The sequence below is a fragment of the Sphingomonas sp. F9_3S_D5_B_2 genome (genome assembly GCF_054263715.1).
Window position 1 is genome coordinate 665,206 of sequence record NZ_JBSZFB010000001.1, and the last position, 13,884, is coordinate 679,089.

Here is a 13,884-nt window from a genome sequence, read left to right on the forward strand (position 1 = left end):
GTGACCGGTCCGGTGGACAGAAGCGAGCTTCGCCGCGCCTACCGGCCGGATGAAGAGCAGGTCGTCAGCGAGCGCCTGGCTCAGGCGCGGCTTTCGCCCGAGACCGCCGCCGAAGCAGGGGCGATCGCCCGCGCACTGGTGACGGGCGTTCGCGCTCACAAGCCTTCCGGGCTCGACGCTTTCCTTCACGCCTACGATCTCGGCTCCGACGAGGGCGTTGCGATGATGTGCCTTGCCGAGGCGCTGCTTCGAATCCCCGACGCGCGCACGGCCGACGAACTGATCGCCGACAAGCTCGCGGGGCCGGACTGGTCGGACAAGCTCGGGCAGTCGGACTCCTCGTTCGTGAACGCTGCCACGTTCTCGCTGCTCCTCACCGGCAAGGTGCTCGAAGGCGCCAACGACCGTTCCGGCAACTGGCGCGCCGCCCTCGGTCGCGCAGTCGGCCGCCTTGGCGAGCCGGTCGTCCGAACGGCCGTGCGCGAGGCGATGAAGATCCTTGGCCGCAACTTCGTGTTCGGGCGCACGATTGACGAAGCGCTGAGCCGCGCCGAACCGGAACGCCGCCAGGGGCTGAGCCACAGCTTTGACATGCTGGGAGAAGCCGCAAAGACCTACGAAGACGCGGGGCGCTACGCCGAGGCATATCGGTCTGCGCTCAACCGCATTGCCCGCGATGCAGCCGACGGCTTCCGCCGCTCACCCGGAATTTCCGTGAAGCTGACGGCATTGCACCCGCGCTTCGAGTACACCCGGCAAGACGAAGCGGTTGCCGCAGTGCTGCCAGTCGTTCGCGAGCTGGCGCTCAAGGCCGCGCGGGCCGACGTCCACTTCACGATCGACGCCGAAGAGGCGGACAGGCTCGAACTGCAGCTCGACGTCTTCGAGGCGCTGCTTGCCGACGACGAGCTGTTCGCCAACGGGTGGGGCGGGTTCGGGATCGCCATCCAGGCCTATCAGAAGCGCGCCGCGCCGTTGTGCGAGTGGGTCGCCGCGACCGCCCGCGCGCATGGCCGCAAGCTCATGGTTCGGCTCGTCAAAGGCGCTTACTGGGACACCGAGATCAAGGCGGCGCAGGTCGGCGGCCTGGCCGACTATCCCGTGTTCACCCGCAAGGTCGCGACGGACGTGTCCTACCTCGCCTGCGCCAAGGTCCTGCTCGACGCCACGGACGTCATCTACCCCGCCTTCGCGACCCATAACGCCAACACGATCGCGCAGGTGAAGGCGCTGGCTGCCGGCCGTGAGTTCGAGTTCCAGCGGCTCCACGGCATGGGTGAGGGGCTTTACGCCGAACTCGTCAGCCTTGAGGACGCAATCGGCGACGGCCGCACTGCCGTGCGCATCTACGCGCCGGTCGGCAGTCACAAGGAGCTGCTTGCCTATCTCGTCCGCCGACTGCTCGAGAACGGCGCTAACTCCAGCTTCGTGAACCGCATCGCCGACGAGCATGTCTCCATCGCCGAACTGGTCCGCGACCCGGTCGCGGAGCTCGACGCGCTCGGCTCGAAGCGCAATCCGAAGATTGCCCTGCCGCGTGATGTCTTCGGCCCCGGGCGCCGCAACAGCGCTGGCGTCGACCTCTCCGACCCATTGGTGCGCGCGCCGTTGGCGGATTGTCTCACGGCGCTTGGAAGCAGGCGATGGGAAGCGAAGCCGACACGCGGGAAGGGAACGGCCAGGGCGGTCACGTCGCCGCACGATCGCACCGTCGAGGTCGGGACGGTGTTCGAAGCGAGCTCCGTTGACGTCGACGCGATGGTCAGGGCGGGCCATGCGGCGCAGCAGCAATGGGACGCGCTCGGCGGCGAGGCGCGGGCGCGGCTGCTGGATCGGGCGGCAGACCTCTACGAAGACCATCGCGAGGAGCTCTTCTCGCTGTGCATCCGAGAGGGCGGCAAGACCCTTCCGGACGCGATCCTCGAGGTGCGCGAAGCCGTCGACTTCCTGCGCTTCTACGCGTCAGAGGCGAGGCGGCAGTTCACTGGTCCGCTGATGCTTCCGGGACCGACGGGCGAGCAGAACGAACTGCGGCTGCACGGCCGCGGCGTGTTCGCCTGCATCTCGCCGTGGAACTTCCCGCTGGCGATATTCACCGGCCCCATTGCCGCCGCGCTGGCTGCCGGGAACACGGCGATCGCAAAGCCGGCCGAGCAGACACCGCTGATCGGTGCGCTGGCTGTCGAATTGATGCACCGCGCCGGAATCCCGCGCGATGTCGTCCAGCTCGCACCCGGCGATGGGCGCGTGGGCGGCGCTCTGACCGCACATCCGCTGCTCGCCGGCGTTGCCTTCACCGGCTCGACGGACACTGCGCGGCTGATCAACCGGACACTCGCCGAGCGCGACGGCCCAATCATCCCGTTCATCGCCGAGACGGGCGGTCAGAATGCGATGATCGTCGACAGCTCGGCACTGCCGGAGCAGGTCACCCGCGACGTGATCTCATCGGCCTTCCAGAGCGCCGGCCAGCGCTGCTCGGCATGCCGCGTCGTCTTCGTTCAGGAAGATGTCGCGGACGGCATGATCGGCATGATCGCGGGCGCCATGCAGGCGCTGAAGGTTGGGGACCCTCGCGACCTGGCGACCGATGTCGGCCCAGTCATCGATGAAGAGGCGAGAACGGCGCTGGACGAGCACCTCAACTGGCTCGAAGTGCATGCGCGTCGCGTTTCTCGCCTGCCGCTCCCGAACTCGGCGGCGCGCGGAAGCTTCGTCGCTCCCGCGTTCTACGAGATCGGCTCCTTAAGCGAACTCAACCGCGAGAATTTCGGTCCGATCCTGCACGTGATCCGATTTCCTTCGGACGGGCTCGGCGAGGTCGTCGAGGCAATCAACACGACCGGGTACGGGCTCACTCTTGGCCTTCAGAGCCGCATCGACACGGTTCGCGATTTTGTCGAGAGCCGGGCGAGGGTGGGCAACTTCTACGTCAACCGCAACCAGATCGGCGCTGTGGTTGAAAGCCAGCCGTTCGGCGGCGAGGGGCTCAGCGGAACGGGGCCGAAGGCCGGCGGTCCGCACTACGTGGCGCGGTTCGCGACCGAGCGGGTAACCTGCATCGACACGACGGCTGCTGGCGGCAACGCAAGCCTCATGGCCGCCATCGAAGGCTGACTGGTTAGTCGAGGATGCTCTTCATCCGCTCGATGTCGATCGGATGCTTGTAGGTCAGCTTCTGCATCGGCATCGCGCGCCAGAGCTCGAGTTCTTCTTCCGTGGGCGTGGCGCCGCTGACCAGCCGTCCCTGGACCATCAGCATCCCTGCCGGGCTGATCTTGGGCGCGGTCGCCCACGCCTTGCGGAATGAAGCCGAAGTCCGCTCCAGATATTCGAAGATATACTGGTACCAGTGATAGACTCGTGTCGGCTGGTCCTGGCGGGACCAGAAGCGGCGAACCGCTGCCGACAACTCGCCCGCGACGTTGGAGCCCGCCCGCGCTGCCAGGAACCAGGTCGCCATCGCGCGGTCAGGCCCCGGCCGGCTGAAGGCGAAGAAATCGGTCTGGCACATGATGTGGAGCAGCCATGAGTCGAGTGGCCGCAAGCAGTAGACCGTCGAGTCCGCCCACACGCCGCCGTGCCGGTGAAGGATCTCCGTTCGGAGCATGTCCGAATAGGGGGTCGTCTTGAGGCCCGCCGGGAGTGACGACCGGCTGACAAGCTGCTCCGCCGCGGCCGCGTCCCAGAAGCGAAGGGTCCAACCCGGATTGCGCTCTCGCCAGCTCTCCACGCAAGTCGAGACGATGTCCGGCGCTCCGTCGAAGCCCTGATCCCAATAGAGATGAATTACCCGCGGGAAGGTGCTGAGTGGCCGCATCGGCAAGGTTGGCCGATCGAACGCAGCCTTGAACCTTCCGAAGCGCTTGTGACGAACGAACCAGTTGAGGATCACGATACGAAGCTGGCCTTTGTGTCCGAATGCACTTCCTGTGCGCGCAACGCCGCTCGCGGCACGCGAACGGGTAGGAGTTGGCGCTTGAACTCGCAAGGCGAGGTGCCGAAGGGTTGGACGCCATGATGAACGAAGCGAGCAAGTGACGGACCTGTTCTTCCCGAACCAGCCAGACGCCGTGCTCAAGGAAGAGCGGCGGATCCGCGCCATCGCCGCAGATCTGCCCGAATCGGAGCGGCTTGCGACATATTCCGAGTTCTCCCGTTCGGCTGCCACGCTCGCTCCCACCATCTTCGAGCTGGAGGATGATGCGGTGCTCGCTCGCCAGTGCGGGCAGGAGCTGGCGTTCCCGAGACCCGTTCCCCTGGTGAAGCTCGCACTGATCACCTTCGGCTACGTCGAATGGCTGCGGCGCAAATACGCATTGCCCGGCTTCGTAGACGTCCAGCCCGGTGACCTCGTTGTTGACTGCGGCTCCTACGTCGGCGGATTTGCGCTGAGCGCTGCTCGAACGGCAGGCCGGGTCTTCGCATTCGAGCCCGACCGCGACAATGCCGTCTGCGCCCGGCGCAACATCTCTCGAGCGAAGAACGTCCAGCTAGTCGAATGCGGCCTGTACGACAGGTCGGCCGAGTTGACGTTGAACGTCTCGGCGAACAGCGTTGAGCATTCGCTGCTCCAGCCGGACGATGGCGTTGTGGTCGAACGCCGCTCCATTCAAGTGTGGTCGCTCGCGGACTACTGCTCGGCAAATCGGGTCGAGCGCATCGATCTTCTGAAGATCGAGGCTGAAGGCGTCGAGTTGGAGGTGTTTTCAGGCCTAGGCGACATGCGCCCGCCGCGCGTAGCCATCGACGTCAGCCCGGAACGGAACGGCCAGAGCCCTGCAAGTCAGTTCAGGGCACTCTTGGAACCTCTTGGCTACGAGGTCCGGCAACGTGGGCAGGTGATGTTTGCCCGCCTTTGACGTCACCAGCGTCGGCACGGCAGGCGCCTGAACATGCGGTTGTAATGTCCCCGAAAGCGATAACCTGTTAATCTGTATTGATTCTGCTAACCGAAGCGGCTTTGCAGAGCAGGCGTCGGATCGGGACGACGCTGCGGGTTGGGGAGTTTGATGGGTTTGATGAATCTCACACGATTGGCGACGCGCGTCTGCGTTCGCGGAGACCATTCGTGAAGCTTGGAGGTATCGAGCTCCCGCCGCTTCTTGCCGATGCACTTTCGAAGTGTCGCGGGCACTTCATTGCGGCCGCGTGCTTCAGCCTGCTGATCAACATCCTCTATCTCGCGCCGACGCTCTACATGCTCCAGGTCTATGACCGGGTTGTGCCGACGGGCGGCAAGGCGACCCTGTTCTTCATCACCATCGCACTGGCGATCGCGCTGATGACTCTCTCCTCGCTGGACATGATCCGCAACCGGCTGCTCATCCGCGCCAGCCTTCGCCTGGACGCACTGCTTGCGCCGCGCATCCTGCAGCAGATGATGGGCGCCGATTCCGCTGCCGCCGGGCAGGCGATGCGCGACTTCGACTCGGTTCGTGCAGCGCTCGCCGCGCCGGTCGTGGCCGCAGTTTTCGATGCGCCGTGGACGCCGCTGTTCCTGATCGTTGCCTTTATGCTCCATTTCTGGATCGGGATGCTGGCCGTCGTGGCTGCGGTGATCCTGGTGATGCTTGCCGCCTTCAACCGCCGCGCGACGCAGAAGAAGACTGAAGTCGCGACCGCCGCAATGGCTGCCGCCCACAATTCCCAGCAGGCCGCCGCCGTGCACGGGGCGACCATCAAGGCACTCGGGATGACCGGCGCAATTGTCGATCGGCAACTCGATCACCGCCGCCTCGCAGTAACCAACACGGTGGGCGCTCAGTTCGCCGGCGGCCGGCTCTCGGCCTCAAGCCGCTTCTTCCGCCTGTTCATCCAGTCTGCCGCGCTTGGCCTCGGCGCCCTTCTCGCGCTGCGCGGATCGATCTCCTCCGGCGCGATCATCGCCGCGTCGGTGCTTTTGAGCCGGGCTCTGCAGCCGATCGAGAACATCATCGGTGCCTGGTCGTCGCTCGCTTCCGCTCGTGCCGCCGCGCACCGCCTCGCTCGCGCGCTCGAGAGCGTGGGTGAGCCGCGCATCTTCACTACCTTGCCTGCGCCGAAGGGCGACTTGCTGGTCCAGGAAGTGGGCCTGCGCAATCGCGACGGCCGGACGCTGCTGCTCGGGATCAGCTTCCATGCCGAGCCCGGGAAGATCCTCGGCGTCATCGGGCCCAGCGGGTCCGGGAAGACGACGCTGGGCAAGCTTCTCGTCGGCGCGGTGCAGCCGACCGTCGGTGCGGTTCGCGTCGATGGCGCCAAGATCAGCGACTGGGATCAGGACGAGCTTGGACGCTACGTCGGCTACATGCCGCAGGAGCCGTCGCTGTTCGAAGGCACGATCAAGGAGAATATCTCCCGCTTCCAGCGCCCCGAGACGGTCGATGAAGCCAGGGAGATCGACGCCGCTGTCGTCGCTGCTGCGAGCGAGGCCGGCGTCCACCAAATGATCCTGCAGCTTCCCCAAGCCTACGATACACCGCTCGGGCTGATGGGCTCCGGCCTCTCCGCCGGCCAGGCCCAGCGCATCGCGCTTGCCCGCGCGCTCTACGGGCAGCCCCGCATCCTCGTGCTCGACGAGCCGAACGCCTTTCTCGACAATCACGGCGAAATGGCGCTTCTCTCGGCGGTGAAGGCGGCCCGTGCCCGCAAGGCGACCGTCATCATCATCGCGCACCGCCGCGGTGTCCTCGATGCCGCGGACGCGCTGCTCGTGCTTGATGAAGGGCGGCCGCGGATGATCGGCCCCGCCAAAGAGGTGGTGGCGCGCCTCGCCGGTCCCAAGACTTCGGAGAATGCCGCGTGAGCGACTCGATTGTACTTCCGGCACCGGTCGATCTCGAGGCCGGCAACCCACGGATGGAGATCCGCACCGGCGTCATTATTGCCGTGCTGTTCTTTGTCGTGCTGCTCGGCTGGGCAGCTCTGGCGCCGCTCGATGCCGGCGTAACCGCTTCCGGCACCATTGCCGTCGCAGGCAACCGTCAGTCGGTGCAGCATCGGGACGGCGGCGTCGTCAAGGCTATCCACGTCAAGGAAGGGCAGCACGTCGAGGCCGGTCAGGTTCTCGTCGAGCTCACGGCGCCGGATGTCCTCGCCGCCGAGCGTGCGTTGACCAGCGACTATTTGACCCTGCTGGCGCAGCGCGCGCGGCTGATGGCGGAGCGCAACGGCCGCTCCTCCTTCAGCGCTCCTCCCGAGTTCAGCAGCCTGAGCCCCGAGGATCGGGCGATCGCCAACCAGGTCATGCATCTCCAACTCTCCGAAATGCGCGCACGCACGGCGTCGATGTCGGCGCAGCAGTCAGTGCTGCACGAGCGTGCCGGCCAGCTCTCGCAGCAACAGAACGGCTATGTCGAGCAGCGTACCGCTGTTGTCCGGCAGCAGAAGCTGATCGAGCAGGAGCTCGAAGGCCTGCGTGCGATTGCCGCCAAGGGCTGGGCGTCCATCAACCGAGTTCGCGAGCTGGAACGCGCCCAGGCTGACCTCCACGGGCAAGAGGGCGCGATGAGCGCCGAATATGCCCGCGCCAGTCAGGGCATTGGCGAGACGCGCATGCAGTCGCTCAGCCTGTCGCGCGACAAGATTACGCAGATCGAAGGCGACCTCAAGGACACCCAGGCCAAGCTCTCGGAAACCCTGCCCAAGCTCATCGCCGTTCGCGAACAGCTCCAGCACTCCCAGGTCCGCTCGCCGGCCAGCGGTCAGGTCGTTGGACTCACGGTATTTACGGTCGGCGGCGTAGTTGCGCCCGGCCAGACTCTGATGGACGTCGTTCCGGACGGCAAGTCGCTGATCATCCAGGCCCAGCTGCAGCCCTCGGATGCCGACGACGTATTCCGCGGCCAGACGGCGCAGGTCCGCTTCGTCAGCGTCCACAACCGTTCGCTGCCGCTGTTCGAGGGTACGGTCAGCACGGTGTCGGCGGACAGCTTCAAGGACGAAAAGAGCGGCCGGGCTTACTTCCGCGCCGAGATCGTCGTTCCCGAGGCCGAGCTCAACAGGGTCCGCCGCGTGCTCGGAAACGGCGAGCTACGGCCCGGTCTACCGGTCGAGATCGTGCTGACGGTGCGCAAGCGTACGGCGCTGCAGTACATCTTCGATCCGCTGACCTCGGCGCTCTGGCGGTCGGGCCACGAGCAGTAGTTCGGGACGAGGTGAAAATGGCTCCCCGGGCCTGATTCGAACAGGCGACCATTCGATTAACAGTCGAACGCTCTACCGCTGAGCTACCGGGGAGCAGCCTACGACCGCAGTCGTGGGCGACGGCGGCTCATTAGCGGAGCCTGACCCAAAGGCAAGCCTTTCAGAGGCGCTCAGGTGGCGAACTGTTCCAGAGCAATTCGCTCGTCGAGCGCGTGTTCGGGATCGAACAGCAGGCTCAGCGAGCGCTCGCGATCAAGGCGGACCTCGACCTTCGCGACTTCGCGGACTTCGATCTGGTCCGCCACGGCCGAAACGGGCCGGTTCTCCGCCTCCAGGATGCGCAAGCACACTGCGGTGTCGTCGGGAAGGATCGCGCCCGACCAGCGGCGCGGCCTGAAGGGGCTGATGGGAGTCAAAGCGAGCATCCGGGCCTGCAGCGGCAGGATAGGCCCCCGCGCAGAGAGGTTATAGGCAGTCGAGCCCGCCGGGGTGGCGACCAGTACGCCGTCGCAAGCGAGCTCGGGCAGCGCAACGCGGCCATTGACCGAAATCTCTATCTTGGCGGTCTGACGCGTTTCACGGAGCAGGGACACTTCGTTGATCGCCGCGTGCACCAACATTTCGCCGCTCACGGTCGTCGCGCGCATCTCGAGAGGCGCCACCCGGATCGCCTTTGCTGCCTCGATCCGTTCGGCAAGCCGGTCGAGCCGCCACTCGTTCATCAGGAACCCGACCGTCCCACGGTTCATCCCGAACACCGGACGCGGTTTGTCGTTGGCGAGCATGGCGTGCAGCGTCTGCAGCATGAAGCCGTCGCCGCCGAGGGCGACAAGCGTCTCCGCAGTATCTACGTCCGCGAAGCGGTAACGGCTGCGGAGGATCGCGTCCGCCGCTCGCGCGACTTCGGTATGGGATGAAACCAAACCGATCCCGTGCGCGCTCAGATCGGTCGGCTCGCATTCGCTGGGGTGGGGTGCGTCGGCGGGCAATCCAGGTCCTCTGTCTGCTTCGACCTCCGCGGAGCATAAGCAGAACGCCGGTCCGCGTCACTGTCCCGTTTCGAGGCGCGCTCCAGAGGGCTGTTTCGCGTCCTAGACTACTCGCATAGCTCTGCTGCCATGTTCACCTGGTCCAGCGTATTGCAATGGAGCAAGGGGTCGGCCGACGGCGCCGGTTCCAGCCCGTTCACCTCCACCGCCGATCCCCTGCTCGAGAGCCTGATCGCCCACGAGCAGGTGGACGTGCTCTACCAACCACAGATCGAGCCCACGACCGGCCGAATACTGGGTGCGGAGGCTCTTGCGCGCTCTCCCATCGCGCAATCCGCGGACCTGCTCTTCGAGCGCGCCGCCCGAGCTGGCCTCGAGGAGCAACTATCCCGCGTTGTCCAACGCAAGGCGCTCCGTTGCGCTGCCACATGGTCCGGTCCGCTCAAGGATCTCGGAGTCTCCATCAACCTGCTGCCCCAGGAGATCACGCGGACCGGCCACGTTCAGTGGCTGCTGGCGGAGATTGCGGGCTGCGGGATCGATCCGGGTCGCGTCACGATCGAGATTACAGAGAGTGCGCTTCTCGCCGACGAGGTTGCCGCTGCCGAGTGCCTCGTGAAGCTCCGGGAAACCGGAATCCGCATTGCCGTCGACGATTTCGGCACCGGCTATGCCAGCCTTGCCTATCTCATTAGCCTGCCGCTCGACATCATCAAGATCGACCGCCGCCTGGTTTGCGACATCGTGGGCGGCGCGAGAGACCGGATTGTCCTGCGCGCACTCATTCAGCTTGCCCGCGAACTCGACCTGACGGTCGTCGTCGAAGGCGTGGAGAGCACGAGCCAGTTGGCGCTGCTCATCGAATGGGGCTGCGACTGCTATCAAGGCTTCCTGGCCGCGGGCGCGCTCAGCGAAGCCGAGCTTTGGCGCTTCGTCGCGGCAACGCAGGTCGAAGCCGCCGCCTGACCGGCCCTAAGCGGCTTCCTTCTTCTCGCCGGCGATCGCGACCCTGGCGAGACCGCGTGAGAGCTGCACCGCACCGTTGAGCCGTGCATCCGCGCTCGGCCAGTCGCGCGCTACGGTCATCTTGCTGTCCGGGCGGAGCTTGGCCGCGCCCTTCAGCCGGTCCACGTAGCCGAGCAGCCCGGCAAGGTCGCCGAAGCCGCTGTCGGCGAATGTGACCACGGCTCCCTTTGCGCCGACGTCGAGCTTGGCGACGTTTGCCTGGCGGCAATTGAGCTTCACCTCGACGATCTTCATCAGGTTGGCGGTCTCGTCCGGCAGGGCGCCGAAACGGTCGATCATCTCCGCAGCGAATGCGTCGATCGCCGGCCGATCCTCGAGCTCGCCCAAGCGGCGGTAGAGCCCCATGCGCAGGTCGAGATCCGGTACGTAGGTCTCCGGAATTAGGATGGGCGCGTCGACGCTGATCTGGGGCGTAAACTCGTCCGTCTTCGGACCGCCACCAGCCTTCAGCTCGATGATCGCGTCTTCGAGCATGGATTGGTAAAGCTCGAAGCCAACCTCCTTGATATGGCCAGATTGTTCGTCGCCGAGCAGGTTGCCCGCGCCGCGGATATCGAGGTCGTGGCTTGCGAGCTGGAAGCCCGCACCCAAGCTGTCCAGGTTGGCAAGCACCTGCAGGCGCTTTTCCGCAGTCTCGGTGATCTGCCGGTCCGCTGGCGTCGTCAGATAGGCGTAGGCTCGAGTCTTCGATCGTCCGACCCGTCCACGCAGCTGGTAAAGCTGGCTGAGCCCGAAGCGGTCCGCGCGGTGGACAACCAGAGTGTTCGCGCTCGGGATATCCAGACCGCTTTCCACGATCGTGGTCGACAGCAGGACGTCATACTTGCGATCGTAGAAGGCGCTCATCCGCTCCTCGACCTCGGTCGGCGCCATCTGCCCGTGAGCAGTGACGAACTTCACTTCGGGAACCTGCTCGCGAAGCCATTCTTCCATGTCGCCGAGGTCCGCGATGCGCGGCACGACGAAGAAGCTCTGCCCGCCACGGAAATGCTCGCGGAGCAGGGCTTCGCGGACGACCACCGGGTCCCACGGGCTGACGTAGGTGCGGACCGCCAGGCGATCGACGGGCGGCGTCTGAATCACGGACAGCTCGCGAAGGCCGCTCATCGCCATCTGCAGGGTGCGCGGGATCGGAGTCGCGGTCAGCGTCAGGACGTGAACGTCCGTCTTCAGCGCCTTGAGCCGCTCCTTGTGCGCCACTCCGAAATGCTGCTCCTCGTCGACGATCACAAGGCCCAGGCGCTTGAAGTTGATGCCCTTCCCGAGGATCGCGTGCGTGCCGACGACAATATCGGTGGTGCCGTCGGCGAGGCCTTCCTTGGTCTTCTTCGCCTCCGCAGGGGCAACCAGGCGCGAGAGGCGGCCGACGTTGATCGGGAAGCCGTGCAACCGCTCCACGAAGTTGGTGTAGTGCTGGCGCGCGAGCAAGGTCGTCGGGCACACCAGCGCGACCTGCTTGCCTGACATTGCCATGACGAAGGCGGCGCGCAGCGCGACTTCGGTCTTTCCGAAGCCAACGTCACCGCAGACCAGCCGGTCCATCGGTCTGCCGGCTTCGAGGTCACCGAGCACCTCTTCGATCGCGCGGTCCTGATCGTCCGTTTCTTCGTAAGGAAAGCGGTCGACGAACTGCGGGTAGCTGGCGTCTGGTTCGGCGACGACACCGGCGCGGGTCGCGCGTAGTGCGGCGGTCTTGATGAGCTCGCCCGCGATCTCGCGGATCCGCTCCTTCATCCTGGATTTGCGCCGCTGCCAGGCTTCGCCGCCAAGCTTGTCGAGCGTGACCCCTTCGTTCTCGCTGCCGTATCGGGTCAGGAGCTCGATATTCTCGACCGGAACGTAGAGCTTGTTGCCGCCCGCATATTCAAGCGCAACGCAGTCGTGCGGCACCTTGCTGACCGGGATCTGTGTCAGGCCCTCGTAGCGGCCAATGCCGTGGTCGGCGTGCACGACGAGGTCACCGGGCGTCAGCGTCGCCAGTTCCTCGAGGAAGGCCGCGGCTGCCTTGCGCTTCTTACGGCGGCGAACGAGCCGGTCGCCGAGCATGTCCTGTTCGGTGAGTACCGCGACGTCGGCGGTGCTGAAGCCATGGTCCAGCGGCAGCACGATCAGCGCCGGCTGCGTCTTCGAACCGAGTGCTTCCTGCCAGCTATCGACCGGCTTGTGCGTCTTGACGCCATGGTCCTCGAGCAGCCCGGAAAGCCGTTCTCGCGCACCGCGGGTGTAGCTGGCCAGGATCACCTTGTGGCCGCGCTTGCGCAGGTCGCCGATGTGCTTGGCGACAGCCTCGTAGACGTTCGCTTGCTGCGCCCGCTCGGGCGCAAAGTCCCGCGCGGGCTCTACGCCGAAGTCGATGGTTCGAGCAGATTCGGGCTCCGAAAAGCCGGAGGCGCGGTGAACGGTACGCTTGGCGATAACCGCCTGCCACTCGTCCTTCGGGACGTACAGCGCCGCCGGCTCAAGCGGGCGATAGCTTCCGGGCTGCGCTTCCATCGCCCGAACCCGGTTCTGGTAGTAATCGTGGATCGCCTCGGTCCGGTCCTGCAGCGTCTTGTCGACCGAGCCGTCGCGAACGACGATGTCGTCCTCCCCAAGGTGGTCGAAGACGGTGGCCAGCCGCTCTTCGAGCAGCGGCAGCCAATGCTCCATGCCGGCCATGCGGCGGCCTTCGGACAGCGCCTGGTAGAGCGGATCGCCGGTTGCGGTCGCTCCGAATTTCTCGCGGTACTTGGACCGGAAGCGCTTGATGCTCTCTTCGTCGAGCAGCGCCTCCGACGCCGGCATGAGTGTGAATGAGCCGGCCTTGTCCGTGGAGCGCTGATCTGCCGGGTCGAAACGGCGCAGGCTGTCAATCTCGTCGCCGAAGAAGTCGAGGCGAAGCGCCTGCTCCTCGCCCGGTGGAAAAACGTCGATCAGGGACCCACGAACGGCATATTCGCCCTGCTCCGCGACAGTGTCGGAGCGCTGGAAGCCGAGAGAGTTGAGCTGCGCGACGAGCGCCTCGCGGTCGATCCGCTCGCCTTCACCAAGCCGCCGCGTCAGCTGACGCACACGGAACGGCGTCAGCACGCGCTGCGTTGCGCCGTTGCTGGTCACGATCAGTAGCTGCGGCTTGTCCCGCTTGGCCTGCAGGGCGCTCAGGGTCGCCAGCCGTTCCGCCATGACCCGCAGGGCAGGGGAGGCGCGGTCATACGGCAGGCAGTCCCACGCCGGCAGGGTCAGGACCTGCACTTCCGGGGCGAACACCGGAACCGTCTCTGCGAGGGCCCGCATTGCTGCTTCATCCGCCGCAACCACGACAGCGCGGCCACCTTTGCCGGTGCCATGCGCTGCTCGCGCCAGATCGGCGGCAAGCCACGGAAGGAAGCCCTGCGGAACGCCGGCGAGAGTCAACGGCTCGGACGCGCCGAGCACGCGCTGGAGCGGCTCGGTCATCGTGCGATCCTGATGTAGTCGAGCCGCTGCATCGCTTCGATCATTGGACCAGCGAAGCGCTCGGGCGGGCGGGCGGTTCCTAGTGCCCATGACATGATGTCGACATCCTGCTCATCCAGCAGGTCGGCGAACAATGCCCGCTCCGCCGCAGTCCACCCTTGGCAGCGCGCGTCGAAGAAACCGCCGATCATGGCGTCCGCTTCGCGTGTGCCGCGATGGTGCGCGCGCCAGGCGAGGCGCTTCAGTTCCGGGTCGGAAAGCATGGCAGGCATGTAGTCACGCGCGGCGTGCATTGCGAGCGCCGGAT

General features: G+C 65.9%; 9 protein-coding genes and 1 tRNA gene. 5 read left to right on the plus strand and 5 right to left on the minus strand.

Annotated features, from left to right (window positions below):
* Entirely contained in the window at nucleotides 1-3,117 is a 3,117-nt protein-coding gene (gene putA, locus ACUXST_RS03170; protein ID WP_458388492.1) for a bifunctional proline dehydrogenase/L-glutamate gamma-semialdehyde dehydrogenase PutA, read from the plus strand.
* A gap of 4 nt (nucleotides 3,118-3,121) precedes the next feature.
* On the opposite strand, the gene ACUXST_RS03175 is transcribed toward putA, so the two are convergent.
* Entirely contained in the window at nucleotides 3,122-3,895 is a 774-nt protein-coding gene (locus ACUXST_RS03175; RefSeq protein WP_458388493.1) for a capsular polysaccharide synthesis protein, read from the minus strand.
* Nucleotides 3,896-4,037: 142 nt separating this feature from the next.
* On the opposite strand from ACUXST_RS03175, the gene ACUXST_RS03180 reads away from it, so the two are divergent.
* From ACUXST_RS03180 to ACUXST_RS03190, 3 genes are all read left to right on the plus strand, one after another.
* A complete protein-coding gene (locus ACUXST_RS03180) occupies nucleotides 4,038-4,862 on the plus strand; it encodes an FkbM family methyltransferase (RefSeq protein WP_458388494.1) in 825 nt (274 codons plus the stop codon).
* Between the two features lie 209 nt (nucleotides 4,863-5,071).
* Nucleotides 5,072-6,787, plus strand: coding sequence for a type I secretion system permease/ATPase (locus tag ACUXST_RS03185; protein WP_458388495.1), 1,716 nt, complete (start codon nucleotides 5,072-5,074; stop codon nucleotides 6,785-6,787).
* Nucleotides 6,784-8,127: an HlyD family type I secretion periplasmic adaptor subunit gene (locus ACUXST_RS03190; RefSeq protein ID WP_458388496.1), complete on the plus strand. Its 1,344-nt coding sequence runs from the start codon at nucleotides 6,784-6,786 to the stop codon at nucleotides 8,125-8,127. The genes ACUXST_RS03185 and ACUXST_RS03190 overlap by 4 nt, the downstream gene beginning before the upstream one ends.
* 18 nt (nucleotides 8,128-8,145) lie before the next feature.
* Here ACUXST_RS03190 and ACUXST_RS03195 read toward each other — a convergent pair.
* Both ACUXST_RS03195 and ACUXST_RS03200 read right to left on the minus strand, forming a co-directional pair.
* A tRNA-Asn gene (locus tag ACUXST_RS03195) sits at nucleotides 8,146-8,220 on the minus strand.
* Nucleotides 8,221-8,297: 77 nt separating this feature from the next.
* Nucleotides 8,298-9,050: an NAD kinase gene (locus tag ACUXST_RS03200; protein ID WP_458388497.1), complete on the minus strand. Its 753-nt coding sequence runs from the start codon at nucleotides 9,048-9,050 to the stop codon at nucleotides 8,298-8,300.
* Nucleotides 9,051-9,245: 195 nt separating this feature from the next.
* Here ACUXST_RS03200 and ACUXST_RS03205 point away from each other — a divergent pair, with 195 nt between their 5' ends.
* Nucleotides 9,246-10,082, plus strand: coding sequence for an EAL domain-containing protein (locus ACUXST_RS03205; RefSeq protein WP_458388498.1), 837 nt, complete (start codon nucleotides 9,246-9,248; stop codon nucleotides 10,080-10,082).
* A gap of 6 nt (nucleotides 10,083-10,088) precedes the next feature.
* Here ACUXST_RS03205 and mfd read toward each other — a convergent pair whose 3' ends face one another.
* The gene (mfd, locus tag ACUXST_RS03210; RefSeq protein ID WP_458388499.1) at nucleotides 10,089-13,577 is read right to left on the minus strand and encodes a transcription-repair coupling factor; all 3,489 of its coding nucleotides are present in this window, start codon (nucleotides 13,575-13,577) and stop codon (nucleotides 10,089-10,091) included.
* A complete protein-coding gene (locus ACUXST_RS03215; protein ID WP_458388500.1) occupies nucleotides 13,574-13,840 on the minus strand; it encodes an FAD assembly factor SdhE in 267 nt (88 codons plus the stop codon). The genes mfd and ACUXST_RS03215 overlap by 4 nt, the downstream gene beginning before the upstream one ends.
* Nucleotides 13,841-13,884: the final 44 nt, after the last annotated feature.

Bases quoted from the DNA above. Each gene is read 5' to 3' on its own strand.
- ACUXST_RS03215 (WP_458388500.1), bottom strand. From the start codon at position 13,840: ATGCTTTCCGACCCGGAACTGAAGCGCCTCGCCTGGCGCGCGCACCAT.
- mfd (WP_458388499.1), bottom strand. From the start codon at position 13,577: ATGACCGAGCCGCTCCAGCGCGTGCTCGGCGCGTCCGAGCCGTTGACT.
- ACUXST_RS03205 (WP_458388498.1), top strand. From the start codon at position 9,246: ATGTTCACCTGGTCCAGCGTATTGCAATGGAGCAAGGGGTCGGCCGAC.